Source organism: Nitrosomonas sp. TNE100 (assembly GCF_055387135.1).
The window spans coordinates 2,374,632-2,387,430 of sequence record NZ_AP040997.1 but is presented as its reverse complement, the minus strand read 5'-3'; the positions used below and the strand labels follow the sequence as shown (position 1 = coordinate 2,387,430).

General features: G+C 50.4%; 8 protein-coding genes. 4 read left to right on the top strand and 4 right to left on the bottom strand.

Going from position 1 to position 12,799, the window contains the following annotated elements; translation table 11 throughout:
• Positions 1-112: 112 nt before the first annotated feature.
• Both ACZ5EJ_RS11430 and ACZ5EJ_RS11425 read right to left on the bottom strand, forming a co-directional pair.
• Entirely contained in the window at positions 113-676 is a 564-nt protein-coding gene (locus ACZ5EJ_RS11430) for an NADPH-dependent FMN reductase (protein WP_011635424.1), read from the bottom strand.
• A gap of 43 nt (positions 677-719) precedes the next feature.
• A complete protein-coding gene (locus ACZ5EJ_RS11425; RefSeq protein ID WP_074684978.1) occupies positions 720-1,625 on the bottom strand; it encodes a D-hexose-6-phosphate mutarotase in 906 nt (301 codons plus the stop codon).
• A gap of 142 nt (positions 1,626-1,767) precedes the next feature.
• On the opposite strand from ACZ5EJ_RS11425, the gene ACZ5EJ_RS11420 reads away from it, so the two are divergent.
• Positions 1,768-4,611, top strand: coding sequence for an aconitate hydratase (locus ACZ5EJ_RS11420; RefSeq protein WP_074456043.1), 2,844 nt, complete (start codon positions 1,768-1,770; stop codon positions 4,609-4,611).
• Between the two features lie 120 nt (positions 4,612-4,731).
• On the opposite strand, the gene ACZ5EJ_RS11415 is transcribed toward ACZ5EJ_RS11420, so the two are convergent.
• Both ACZ5EJ_RS11415 and uvrA read right to left on the bottom strand, forming a co-directional pair.
• Positions 4,732-6,003, bottom strand: a complete 1,272-nt coding sequence (locus ACZ5EJ_RS11415) for a glycerate kinase type-2 family protein (protein ID WP_074684979.1) — start codon at positions 6,001-6,003, stop codon at positions 4,732-4,734.
• Entirely contained in the window at positions 6,000-8,837 is a 2,838-nt protein-coding gene (gene uvrA / locus ACZ5EJ_RS11410; protein ID WP_464557113.1) for an excinuclease ABC subunit UvrA, read from the bottom strand. Before uvrA ends, ACZ5EJ_RS11415 begins: the two co-directional genes overlap by 4 nt.
• 74 nt (positions 8,838-8,911) lie before the next feature.
• On the opposite strand from uvrA, the gene ACZ5EJ_RS11405 reads away from it, so the two are divergent.
• The 3 genes from ACZ5EJ_RS11405 to ACZ5EJ_RS11395 all read left to right on the top strand — a co-directional run bounded on the left by ACZ5EJ_RS11405 (position 8,912) and on the right by ACZ5EJ_RS11395 (position 12,779).
• Complete coding sequence (locus ACZ5EJ_RS11405; protein WP_464557111.1) at positions 8,912-10,318, top strand: MFS transporter; 1,407 nt, start codon at positions 8,912-8,914, stop codon at positions 10,316-10,318.
• On the top strand, positions 10,319-10,786 hold the full coding sequence (locus ACZ5EJ_RS11400; RefSeq protein ID WP_011635430.1) for a single-stranded DNA-binding protein: 468 nt from the start codon (positions 10,319-10,321) through the stop codon (positions 10,784-10,786).
• Positions 10,787-10,988: 202 nt separating this feature from the next.
• Positions 10,989-12,779 carry an ABC transporter ATP-binding protein gene (locus tag ACZ5EJ_RS11395; RefSeq protein WP_464557110.1) on the top strand — a complete coding sequence of 597 codons (1,791 nt, stop codon included), beginning with the start codon at positions 10,989-10,991 and terminating at the stop codon, positions 12,777-12,779.
• Positions 12,780-12,799: the final 20 nt, after the last annotated feature.

The following is a 12,799-nucleotide window of genomic DNA, read 5'->3' as shown; positions in this document are numbered from 1 at the left end:
GAAGGTTGACGACGATGTCAAGGGAGATTCATCACCAGCTGCCGCGCATCCAGCTAGTTATTCAGAGCAGATCAGGTCCACCCTGAACAGAGACTGCTGGCAGCAAGCGGTATTACCGCAGTGTTTTAAGCGCCTGCGCCCATTTGTACAGTTCATCCAGCAAGGTTGTCGCAGCACGGAGATGAGAATCAATTGGGATGAAGTGTTTGCTTTCATCAACGTGTGTGGAAACATTCTGGATGGTGACGGCTTCCACTATTGGCATGATTTTCAGGGTAGTCAGCGTTTGTTTCAGAATCTGGGCCGCACGCAATCCGCCTGATACACCGCCATAACTCACAATCCCAGCAGGTTTGTAATTCCATTCCTTGTAAACGTAGTTGAGCGCGTTGAGCAGTGAGGGCGGTGGGCCGAAATTGTATTCCGGAGTCACAAATACATAGGCATCAGCTGCGTGGACACTGACTGCCCAGTCTTTGGTATGCGCGTGCTGATATTGCTGGCGTACTGGGTGTTCCGGCTCGTTGTACACCGGCAGATTAAATTCCGCCAGGTCTACCGGTACCACGTCAAATTTGCCATGCTGGACAGCGGCTTCGCAGAACCATTGTGCGACATGAGGCCCGATGCGCCCGGGGCGAGTACTACAGGTGATAATGTTAAGTTTTAGAGCCATTGTTTTTCCTTGTTTTCAAACAGAAAATTCTGGAGATTTTCTGTCAGTCCTGCTCAATCCGGTAATTGGCAACCAACCGGAACTCACTGCCGGGCTGGATATGAACCCGGTCTGTCGCGGCATTGGTGGTTTCCACACAAATAAAACGCAGGTAATCATCATCTTCCAGATCTGCCATTTCTGTCGAGATCTTTGCCCAGGGATTCCACACAACGGCGGTTCTGTTCCCTTTAGAAGTGATGCGGATACGGCGTTTGCGAGCTGTATCGTGAATGATGAGATTGCTATCGACTGACTGGTAAATTCGGTCCACTTCCGCCTCAATGGTGACAGCACCGATCTGGTTTTTTTCCAGGTTATCGTGCACTTTATCAATATAGCGAGTGTTTTCCAGGCTGGATACATGTGTCTGCCGAATATCCCCTACGTTGAAGTAGGTATGAAAAGCCTGTGTGATCGTACATACTTGTGAGCCCGGATTGCGAGTGATCAGCTCTAGATTGAGCGTATCGCTAATGGTAATTTCCAGTCTCAAAATGAATGCGCGTGGCCAGATGGATCGTGTTTCTTCGGTATCGGTTGATCCCAGTACGATTCGAGTGCCGTTTTCCGGGGTTGTGGATGTTTCGATGATATCCCACATGCGATTGCGCATAAAACCATGTGCTGATCGCCCTTTACCTTCCGGATCCGGGCCAAACCATGGCCAGCAAATCGGCACACCGCCTTTGATTGCCTTGCCCTGTTGATAATAGGCGCGCTTGCTTAAAAACAGAAGATCATCTTGCGCATGTATCGGCCGGAATGCAAGCACCTGTCCGCCGTAAATCGAGATCAGTGCATTGGCCTTTTCATTCTTGATATGAATAAAGGGTAAACCCCCTTCCCCCTCTTTAAAAACTACCTGCTCCCCAATTCCGTATTTTTGATTTAGTTGTTCGATATTCATTATTCTCCCGTTTAAAAATACAAAAAAGCTGTAACCATCGGTGTCAGGTCAAGTATTTGGTCGCAGCCAGTGGCGAATGATAAACTTAAACGGTTACTGCATAAATACAAAATGCCCGTCGTCTCTTACTCAAGGAATCATCATGGCCCACAATTTATTCAATAGCTTAAGTACGTTACCTCTATCTAACGGTGAAACAATCCAGTTTTATTCGCTTCCTGCGCTTGAGGCAGCCGGGTTGGGAACCATCTCGCGTTTGCCAGTTTCCATCCGGATCATACTGGAATCTATTCTGCGTAATTACGATGACAAGAAAATCACTGAGGCTCATGTCAAACAACTTGCTAGTTGGCAGCCAAGAGCAGAACGCACTCAGGAAATACCGTTTGTCGTGGCGCGTATCGTATTACAAGATTTCACCGGGATACCGTTGTTGGTTGATCTGGCCGCAATGCGCAGTGTAGCCAAGAGATTGGGAAAAAATCCGGAGTTGATCGAACCGCTAGTACCGGTAGATCTGGTGGTGGATCATTCAATTCAGATAGATTATTACGGTGATAGCCAAGCACTCGCACGGAACATGGAAATCGAATTCCAGCGCAATCGGGAACGCTACCAGTTCATTAAATGGGGTATGCAAGCATTCGATACATTCGGCGTGGTTCCTCCCGGAATTGGTATCGTACATCAGGTCAATCTGGAATATCTTGCGCGTGGCGTACATCAAAAGGATGGATTTATTTATCCGGATACACTGGTTGGAACTGATTCACACACCACAATGATCAACGGTATTGGCGTGGTGGGATGGGGGGTGGGAGGAATCGAAGCCGAAGCGGGTATGCTTGGGCAACCGATCTATTTCCTGACGCCAGATGTAGTCGGCGTCAATCTAACAGGGCATCTGCAGGAGGGAGTTACCGCGACTGATCTAGTGCTGACAGTCACAGAAATGCTACGGAGAGCCAATGTAGTGGGCAAGTTTGTTGAATTTTTTGGTGAAGGTGTTACTTTGCTGAGTTTGCCGGATCGCGCCACGATTGCCAACATGGCTCCTGAATACGGTGCAACCATGGGCTTTTTTCCAGTAGATGATGCAACACTTGCCTATTTCCGATATACCGGTCGTACAGAAGAAGAAATCGATGCTTTCGAACGCTATTTCAAGGCGCAAGGGCTGTTCGGCATGCCACGTCATGGGGATATCGATTACAGCCAGGAGCTCGCCTTGGATCTAAGTACTATCACACCTTCATTGGCTGGGCCGAAGCGCCCGCAGGATCGCATTGCACTCAAAGATCTAAAATCTACTTTCACTGAATTATTCAGCAAACCTATCAAGGAAAATGGCTACGGCAAAGCGGCAGAAGTATTGGGAAATACTTATACCACCCGCGACAAGCATGCACAATCCAACCTTTGCGTTGCACCCGACAGCAGTCAAAGTGAATCTGCATTACTACCTGGAAGTGCGCGCAATGTGGTCGAGATGGCCAATAACCGCCCTACCCCTCAAACTGCCACCAACGGCACACCGATCCAACCAATCGAGTTGCGCCACGGTGACATACTGATTGCTGCCATTACTTCCTGCACCAATACTTCCAATCCAAGTGTGCTAATTGCTGCCGGTTTACTGGCAAAAAAGGCAGTGGAAAAAGGCCTGGCAGTCAAAAAACATATCAAGACTTCACTTGCACCTGGATCACGTGTCGTTACAGAGTATCTTCGTACTGCCGGTTTGTTACCTTATCTTGAACAGCTCGGTTTTAACGTGGCCGGTTATGGTTGCACAACCTGTATCGGAAACTCAGGACCACTGCGAAAAGTGATCGAAGAAACCGTTGTCAAGGATGATCTGGTATGCGCAGCGGTATTATCCGGTAACCGCAATTTCGAGGCGAGGATTCACTCCAATATTCGCGCCAACTTTCTTGCATCTCCTCCACTGGTGGTGGCCTATGCTATTGCTGGAACGGTACTGAGGGATCCGACAAGCGAACCACTGGGAGAGGATAAAGATGGCAAACCTGTTTGGTTGCGCGATATCTGGCCAACTAACGTAGAAATCGAATCCATGATGAAATTTGCGACCCAGGCGGAAACTTTCCGTCGCTTATACAGCGATTTCACTCGGGATCATACACTTTGGAACGATATCACCTCGGCTACCGGTAAGTTGTATGACTGGCCGGATTCCACTTACATCGCCGAACCACCCTTTTTTGAAGATTTTTCCCTGGAAATAGATCAAACCAAAGCACCAGATGCCATTCATGGCGCACGTACGCTGGCAATTCTCGGTAATTCAGTTACAACCGACCATATCAGCCCTGCCGGCGCCATCATGGAATCTTCGCCTGCAGGGCAATATTTACTGGCACATGGCGTTGCCCGGGCAGATTTCAATAGTTATGGCTCGCGTCGAGGGGATCATCGCGTCATGATGCGCGGCACATTTGCTAATGTGCGTATCAGAAATCTGATGGTGCCTGGCAGTGAAGGCAGCGTTACGTTGTACTATAACGATGGTGATCGTGACGGGAAGGAAATGAGTATCTTTGATGCAGCCATGCAGTATATTCAGGATGGCATACCAACCATAGTATTTGCCGGTAAAGAATATGGCGCTGGTTCAAGCCGTGATTGGGCAGCTAAAGGCCCACAATTGTTGGGCGTCAAAGCAGTAATCGCGGAGAGTTACGAACGTATCCACCGCAGCAACCTGATTGGCATGGGCGTGCTCCCGCTGCAATTCAAAGAAGGGGATAGCATGGCTTCTCTGGGTATTCAGGGCGATGAACGATTTGATATTCTGGAGCTGGGTGATCTTCAACCGCAACAAGAAATTACACTGGTCATTCACAGCCAGGATGGTTCGCGCCGGGAAGTCAGATTACGCAGCCGTATCGATACCGCGATTGAAGTGGATTATTATCGTCACGGCGGCATTTTGCAGTATGTGTTAAGAAAAACTTACGCGTAAATTGCTTTAAAACCAGTAGGTATCTCTACAGGATTTGATATCCTGGGTATCCAGCCCTTTTTCCAGTGGGCCGGATACTTGATTCATGTACCAAGACATAAACCTATCCAATATTTAGGGCTACAAAACCAGAACAACCCGGTAGTCATTAACATTGGTGCGGGTTGGGCCGGTGACAATCAGATCATCCAGTTGGTCAAAGAAAGTCCAGGCATCATTGTCATCAAGCAATCTTACTGGATTAACGTCGGCCTGCTCTACTCGATTGAGGGTATCTGGTGTGATTACTGCACCGGCGTTGGTTCCGTTGCCGTCGATTCCGTCAGTATCGCAAGCCAATGCGTAAACTTCTTCCAGTCCATTGAGTGCGATGGCGAGCGAGAGCAGAAACTCGGCATTGCGCCCGCCCCTGCCAGAACCTGTTACCGTTACCGTGGTTTCTCCACCGGAAATCAAGGCTACAGGCGGTTTAAACGGGTTGCTGTAATGGCGTATTTCCCGCGCAATGGCTGCATGCATTTTGGCGATTTCCTTTGCCTCCCCAGTTACGGTGTCACCGAGAATCAGCGGTGTAATGCCTTGTGCACGAAAAAACTGTGCAGCCGCCGCGAGTGATTGCCGCGCCGTAGCGATTATCCGGTTTTTCACGTTCCTGAAAACCGGATCGCCTAGTTTGGGGGTTTCGTTACTGCCTGTATTGACATTTTTCTGCAGGATTCCCATGGTTTGCGGAGCAATGTTAATTGCATAACGCTCTATCAGTGCCAGTACATCCTGCCAGGTGGAGGGATCTGGCGCACAGGGTCCGGATGCGATGGAGGAAGGATCGTTATTGGTGACATCCGAGATGATCAGACTGTGTACCGGTGCCCGGCTGGCGGCTGCCAATCTGCCACCCAGTACGACAGATAAATGCTTGCGCACGATATTGATTTCCTGGATTGCCGCGCCACAACGCAATAACTGGCGGGTAATTGATTTCAGTTCATCCAGCGTTACTCCGGGAATGGGCGCAGACAGCAGACTGGACCCCCCGCCACTGAACAGTCCCAGCAGCAGATCATTTGGCGTGAGTATGCGTGCCGATTCCAGCATGGCGCGCGCTGCCATTTCACCTTGTGTATCCGGTACCGGATGACTGGCCTCAATCACCATGATGTTGTTCGTCGCCAGACCATGACCATAAGGCGTCACCACAATCCCTTCCAGGGGATGATCTGCTGGCCAGTTCTCTTCCACTGCGCGCGCCATGGCGGCAGCCGCTTTGCCAGCACCAACCACCAGCGTGTTCCCGCGTGGCGGTTCAGGCAGATGACAAGGCACAATTTTCAGCGGATCAGCTGCATTAACAGCAGCATGAAAACTATCAAGCAGAAGTTCGCGCGGATTCATGAAGAGGTTTGGGTAGTACTGGAAAGCAATGGCTGGAGAAACTGTCCGGTAAAACTGCCAGGCATCGCTGCCACGGCTTCCGGTGTGCCCTCGGCGATGATTCTACCGCCTCCGGCACCACCTTCCGGACCAAGATCAATAATCCAGTCAGCCGTTTTAATAACGTCCAGATTATGTTCGATAATAACCACAGTATTCCCGTTATCACGCAGGCGGTGTAGCACTTTGAGCAACAGATCGATATCCTGAAAATGCAGACCAGTCGTTGGCTCATCCAGAATATAGAGTGTGCGGCCAGTATCACGTTTGGATAATTCCAGAGAAAGTTTAACGCGCTGCGCCTCACCACCAGATAGCGTGGTGGCAGATTGTCCCAGCGTGATATATCCCAGTCCCACATCCAGCAAGGTTTGCAGCTTGCGGGCAATCACCGGCACTGCTTCAAAAAATATATGTGCGTTTTCAACGGTCATTTGCAGAATTTCGTGGATATTTTTACCCTTGTATTGAATCTCCAATGTTTCCCGGTTGTAACGCTGTCCATGACACACATCGCAGGCAACATAAATATCCGGTAAAAAATGCATTTCCACCTTAATGACACCATCCCCCTGGCAGGCTTCACAGCGTCCGCCTTTGACATTAAACGAAAATCGGCCTGGCAGATAACCACGTTCTCTGGCTTGCGGCACACCGGCGAATAATTCACGCACTGGGGTGAACAGGCCGGTGTAGGTGGCGGGATTGGAACGGGGGGTACGTCCGATCGGGTTTTGGTTGATATCAATCACCTTATCGAAAAAGCCCAGCCCATCAATTTCCCGGTAAGCCGCCGGGTCAGTCAAGCTGCCGTACAAATGCCGCGCCACAGCGCGATACAGCGTATCGTTAATCAAAGTGGATTTTCCCGAGCCTGAAACACCCGTCACACACACCAGCAGTCCGACCGGCAAATCAAGCGCAACCTGTTTGAGATTGTTACCACTTGCTCCGCGTATGATCAGTATTCTTTCCGGATCAGGAGGTGTACGCGCAGCTGGGATAGCAATGGCTAACTTTCCGGAAAGATACTGCCCGGTCAATGAGGCAGGATTTTCCTGAATAGCTGCGGGCGTGCCCTCCGCAACCACACGTCCACCATGTTCACCGGCGCCGGGGCCCATATCGACGACATGATCTGCCAGCAGGATGGCGTCCTGATCATGCTCCACCACGATAACGCTATTGCCGAGATCGCGTAGATGTTTGAGGGTTTCCAGTAAACGTTCATTATCACGCTGATGCAGACCAATCGAAGGTTCATCCAGCACATACATGACACCGGTCAAGCCAGAGCCGATCTGGCTGGCAAGGCGAATACGCTGCGCCTCTCCGCCGGAAAGCGTATCGGCGGATCGATTAAGTGAAAGATAGTCCAGCCCGACATTGTTGAGAAACTGCAGACGGCTGGATATTTCCTTGACAATACGCTCTGCGATGGCCTGCTTATGGCCTTCCAGCTTCATTTCATCAAAAAACTGTTTGGCCTGCCGCAACGGCCAGGCACTGATTGCAAAAATTGTCTCACCATTCACTGTAACGTGGCGGGCCTCACGGCGCAGGCGTGTACCTTCACATTCCGGGCAGACGCGCGCATTGATAAATTTGGCCAGCTCTTCGCGTACAGTTTGTGATTCAGTTTCCCGATAACGGCGCTCCAGGCTGGGGATAATGCCCTCGAACACATGCGTTTGCTGATTGGCTTTGCCTTGCTCATTGAAGTAAGTAAAGGTAACTTTTTCCTTGCCGGAACCATACAACACAACCTGTTGTGCAGCCTCACTCAATTGCTCGAATGGAACTTCAAGATTGAAGTGGTAATGCGTTGCCACTGCCTGCAACATCTGGAAATAGAACTGATTACGCCGATCCCAGCTTTTGATAGCGCCTGTGGCCAGTGATAAATACGGAAAAGCCACCACCCGCGCCGGATCGAAAAAAGTGATCTGCCCCAGCCCGTCACAGCGATGACACGCACCAGCAGGATTATTGAAGGAAAATAGACGCGGTTCAAGCTCGGATAAGGCATAGCTACATACCGGACAACTGAATCTGGCAGAGAATAGGTATTCCTTACCGGTATCCATTTCTACCGCTATTGCCTTGCCCTCAGCATAGTGCAAGGCCGTTTCAAAAGATTCTGCTAGGCGCTGTTTGATCTCCAGTGAAATCTTGAGACGATCTATCACCACTTCGATCGTATGCTTCCTATTTTTCTGCAACTTCGGCAGGGCGTCGATATCATGCACTTCCCCATCCAGCCGGACGCGCACAAACCCTTGCGAACGCAGCTGATCAAACAATTCCAGCTGCTCGCCCTTGCGCCCGGTTATTACTGGTGAAAGAATCATCAACCGGGTATCTGCCGGTAATGCCAGTACCTGATCAACCATTTGCGAAACACTTTGTGCCGCCAGCGCAATGCCATGCTCTGGGCAATGCGGCTCCCCCGTCCGGGCGAACAGCAAGCGCAGATAATCATGTATTTCGGTGACTGTCCCCACGGTGGAGCGCGGGTTGTGCGAAGTGGCTTTTTGCTCGATGGAAATGGCGGGTGATAACCCTTCGATCAGATCGACATCCGGTTTTTCCATCAATTGCAAAAACTGCCGTGCATACGCAGAAAGTGATTCAACATAACGCCGCTGGCCTTCCGCATACAGCGTATCGAAAGCCAGCGAAGATTTGCCGGAGCCGGATAGCCCTGTGATCACAATCAGCCGGTTGCGCGGCAGATCAAGGTCTACGTTTTTAAGATTATGTGTCCGTGCACCACGGATCCTGATGAATTCCATCGGCTACCTAAGAAAGAGTCAACCTGATAATATACCCAACTTCCCGCTTTTATCACAATTCACAATTACGCTTCATGTCCGCAACATCTGCATCCAGAACAGCAACCAAACTTCCTGAAAAAATGTCCCGGGTGGAGCTGCGCGCATCCATCAGTCTGGCAGGCGTCTATGCACTTCGCATGTTCGGTCTGTTCATTATTCTTCCGGTTTTTACTTTTTTCGCCAAAGATCTGCCAGGAGGAGACAGTTACACACTGATCGGTATCGCGCTGGGTGCTTACGGATTGACGCAGGCGATTCTGCAGATTCCATTCGGCTGGCTGTCTGATCGCATCGGGCGCAAGCCGGTGGTGTATCTCGGCCTGATCTTGTTTGCCGTGGGCAGTTTTGTCGCAGCATCAGCAACCGATATTTATTGGGTTATTTTCGGGCGCGTCATCCAGGGTGCCGGTGCTATTTCAGCCGCAGTCATGGCGCTGGCAGCTGATTTGACACGGGAAGAACATCGCACCAAGGCGATGGCAATGATTGGAGTCAGCATCGGCGCAGTATTCGCACTGTCACTGATATCTGCGCCTATCCTGAATCAATGGGTCGGTGTCCCGGGTATTTTCGCCATTACCGGCTGTCTGGCCATATTGGCAATGCTGGTCATGTACAAGGTAGTACCTGATCCGGTTATCAGCCGTTTTCACTCGGACACCGAGGTTACTACCAGCCGCTTTGGTAACGTGTTGCGTGATCCGCAACTGTTGCGATTGAACTATGGCATTTTTGCCCTGCATGCGGTCCTGATGGCACTCTGGCTGGTGGTACCAGTATCCCTGCGGGAAACCGGCCTGGCCGCTGCCCACCATTGGCAAGTTTATTTGCCCGTCATGGTAGGCGCGGTGATATTGATGGTGCCTGCCATTATTTATGCCGAGAAAAAAGCCCGGATGAAACCGGTTTTCATCGCTGCTGTGGCGTTATTGTTACTGGCACAGGTGTTACTGGCGATCTTCAACACTTCCTTTTGGGGACTGGTTTTCGCGTTACTGGTCTTTTTCACCGCGTTTAATCTGCTCGAAGCAACACTGCCCTCACTGATCTCTAAAATTGCACCCGTTGGTGCCAAGGGAACTGCCATTGGCGTTTACAGCAGCACCCAGTTTCTAGGTGCGTTTGTTGGCTCCGCCTTGGGCGGTTACTTGTTCCAGCATTTTGGCTTTTACGCCATGGCGATCATGTGCAGCGGGTTGTTGATTATTTGGTTGATACTGGCCACCACCATGCAGGCACCGGCAGCTGTCCGTTCCAAAATGTATCAGGTTGGAGAAATGAATTCCGAACAGGCCAATGCCTTATCACGCGAATTGGCAGCCCTGCCGGGAGTATATGAGGCGCTTGTACTGGCCAATGAACAGGTGGCTTACCTGAAGGTTGATCTCAAGGGTTTTGATGAAGAAAAAGTGGTTCAGTTATTGGAAGGAAATAGATAAATGGCTTCACTAAATAAAGTTATGTTGATTGGCAATCTTGGCCGCGATCCGGAAATCCGTTACATGCCCAGCGGCGATGCCATGGCAAATCTGAATATTGCCACTACCGATACCTGGAAAGACAAGGGGGGCGAGAAACAGGAGCGCACCGAATGGCACCGGATCGTTATGTTTGGCAAGCTGGCTGAGATTACTGGAGAATATCTGAAAAAAGGCTCACAGATTTATATCGAAGGTCGCTTACAAACGCGCAAATGGACTGATAAATCCAACGTGGAACGCTATACCACCGAAATCGTTGCCGACCGTATGCAAATGCTTGGTGGCCGCTCAGGTGGTGGCAGCGGTGGTAACTATGATCCACCAGCCGACCAAGGTAACGAATATTCAAGTAACACACCTGCTAAAACTGGCACTACAGGTAGCAGCACAGGTTTTGACGATATGGAAGACGATATCCCGTTTTAGCCAGTACCTATCAGGTAAATGCAAATAAACCCGGGCAAACTTATCGCTCGTCCGGGCTCCGGTTTTTATCTTCCACACACTGACCCTAACGTGTCAGTTGGTTTGATCACTGCATCTGTACATCGCCATCTTGCTTTGTCAGTTGTACAAGCCTCATATCTTATTACCATGAGGCCCAAATACTCTTTTCCTGTCGTTTCTGATGAATGAAACCCACTTTTCCCCGCATGCACCAGCGTTGCCGGGCGAACCGATTCCTTTTCTGCTGCATTTTTTCAGGCATTACACCGGCTGGTGTGCGCTGGTTGTGCTGTTGGAAATCGGTTCTTCGGCCAGCGGTATTCTGACGCCGTATGCCATCGGACAGATTGTCGGCGGGGTAACGGATGCGATCAATGTGCGGGAACAGATCTTTACCGCCGTTGCCTTCCCACTCGGGCTTTACATCGTGCTTAACTTGAGTGAAGTGCTGTTCAGCCGTGCCAGCGCCTCTTGCCGGATTGTTGTTGCCCCGCGTTTGCGTGCACAGGTAACCAGCGAGCTGTATGCATACCTGCAACATCATTCGCATCGTTTTCTCAGCAACAATTTTGCCGGTGCGCTGGCCAGCCGTATTTCAGAAACTTCCACCAGCGTTAACATGACATTGTGGACGCTGGTATTTGATTTTCTGCCGATTGTCGTCACACTGACGGTATCAGTTGCTCTGCTGTGGTATGCCAGCATACCGCTGGCCTTGTTTACGCTGGTATGGGCATTACTCTTTCTGAGTGTTTCTTACCGGCTGGCGCGACGTTGCCGGCCATTGGCGCATAAATCGGCCGAGGCACGCAGTATTACAATTGGCAAAGTGGTAGATGCCGTTACCAATCTTGCCAGTGTGCGATTGTTTGCCATGCTGGGCTTCGAGCGCAGTTATCTGAAAAATTTTCTGAATAATGAAATTACTGCGGCGCGACGCTGGCTCTGGTCCAACGAGAGAATCCTCTGGTTTCAATATTCGCTAGCGCTGATTCTCAAAGTGGGGACATTGCTGTTTGCGCTATGGCTGTGGCAGCAGGATCAAATATCAGTTGCTGATTTTGTGATGAGCATCAGCCTTTCATTGCTGATCATCAATGAAGTGCGCAACATCAGTCGTCGTTTTATTGATCTGTTTGAATACATCGGTAATATCACCAATGGGGTGTATACCATCGTGCGCGAACACGAAATTACCGATTCCCCCGGAGCAAAACCACTGCAGGTTACCCAGGGTTGTATTGAATTGCGTGATGTCAATTTCAGTTATGTTCCTGGCAGCCCGGTATTTGAAAATCTCAATTTGCGGATTGAAGGCGGGCAGCGTGTTGGGCTGGTGGGATATTCCGGTTCCGGTAAATCTACCTTGCTGAACCTGATTTTGCGGCTGTACGATCCCCAGCAAGGCAGTATTCTGATTGATGGCCAGGATATCCGGAACATTACCCAGCAATCCCTGCATGCACAAATCAGCCTGATTCCGCAAGATCCGGGACTGTTTCACCGCACACTGCTGGAGAACATCCGTTATGGTCGCCCTGATGCCAACCAGGAAGAAATTGAACTGGCGGCACGCGGCGCAGATGCGCATGAATTTATCGAGCGCATGCCCAGCCAGTATGAATCACTGGTGGGCGAGCGTGGTGTAAAGCTCTCTGGTGGCCAGCGGCAGCGTATCTCCATCGCCCGGGTGATCGTAAAAAATGCGCCGATTCTGATCATGGATGAGGCCACTTCCAGCCTGGATTCGGTGACCGAACAAGCCATCCAGAACAGCCTGGATACACTCATGCAAAACAAAACCGTTATCGTAGTCGCTCACCGCCTTTCCACCATCGCACACCTGGATCGCATTCTGGTGTTCCGCCACGGGCGTATTATTGAAGACGGCAGCCATGCCGAACTGCTGGCTGCCAATGGCGCCTACACCCAATTGTGGACCCGGCAGACAAACGGATTTCTGGTTGAATAAATGGAACAAGATCCCAAACA

Bases quoted from the DNA above. Each gene is read 5' to 3' on its own strand.
- ACZ5EJ_RS11430 (WP_011635424.1), bottom strand. From the start codon at position 676: ATGGCTCTAAAACTTAACATTATCACCTGTAGTACTCGCCCCGGGCGC.
- ACZ5EJ_RS11425 (WP_074684978.1), bottom strand. From the start codon at position 1,625: ATGAATATCGAACAACTAAATCAAAAATACGGAATTGGGGAGCAGGTA.
- ACZ5EJ_RS11420 (WP_074456043.1), top strand. From the start codon at position 1,768: ATGGCCCACAATTTATTCAATAGCTTAAGTACGTTACCTCTATCTAAC.
- ACZ5EJ_RS11415 (WP_074684979.1), bottom strand. From the start codon at position 6,003: ATGAATCCGCGCGAACTTCTGCTTGATAGTTTTCATGCTGCTGTTAAT.
- uvrA (WP_464557113.1), bottom strand. From the start codon at position 8,837: ATGGAATTCATCAGGATCCGTGGTGCACGGACACATAATCTTAAAAAC.
- ACZ5EJ_RS11405 (WP_464557111.1), top strand. From the start codon at position 8,912: ATGTCCGCAACATCTGCATCCAGAACAGCAACCAAACTTCCTGAAAAA.
- ACZ5EJ_RS11400 (WP_011635430.1), top strand. From the start codon at position 10,319: ATGGCTTCACTAAATAAAGTTATGTTGATTGGCAATCTTGGCCGCGAT.
- ACZ5EJ_RS11395 (WP_464557110.1), top strand. From the start codon at position 10,989: ATGAATGAAACCCACTTTTCCCCGCATGCACCAGCGTTGCCGGGCGAA.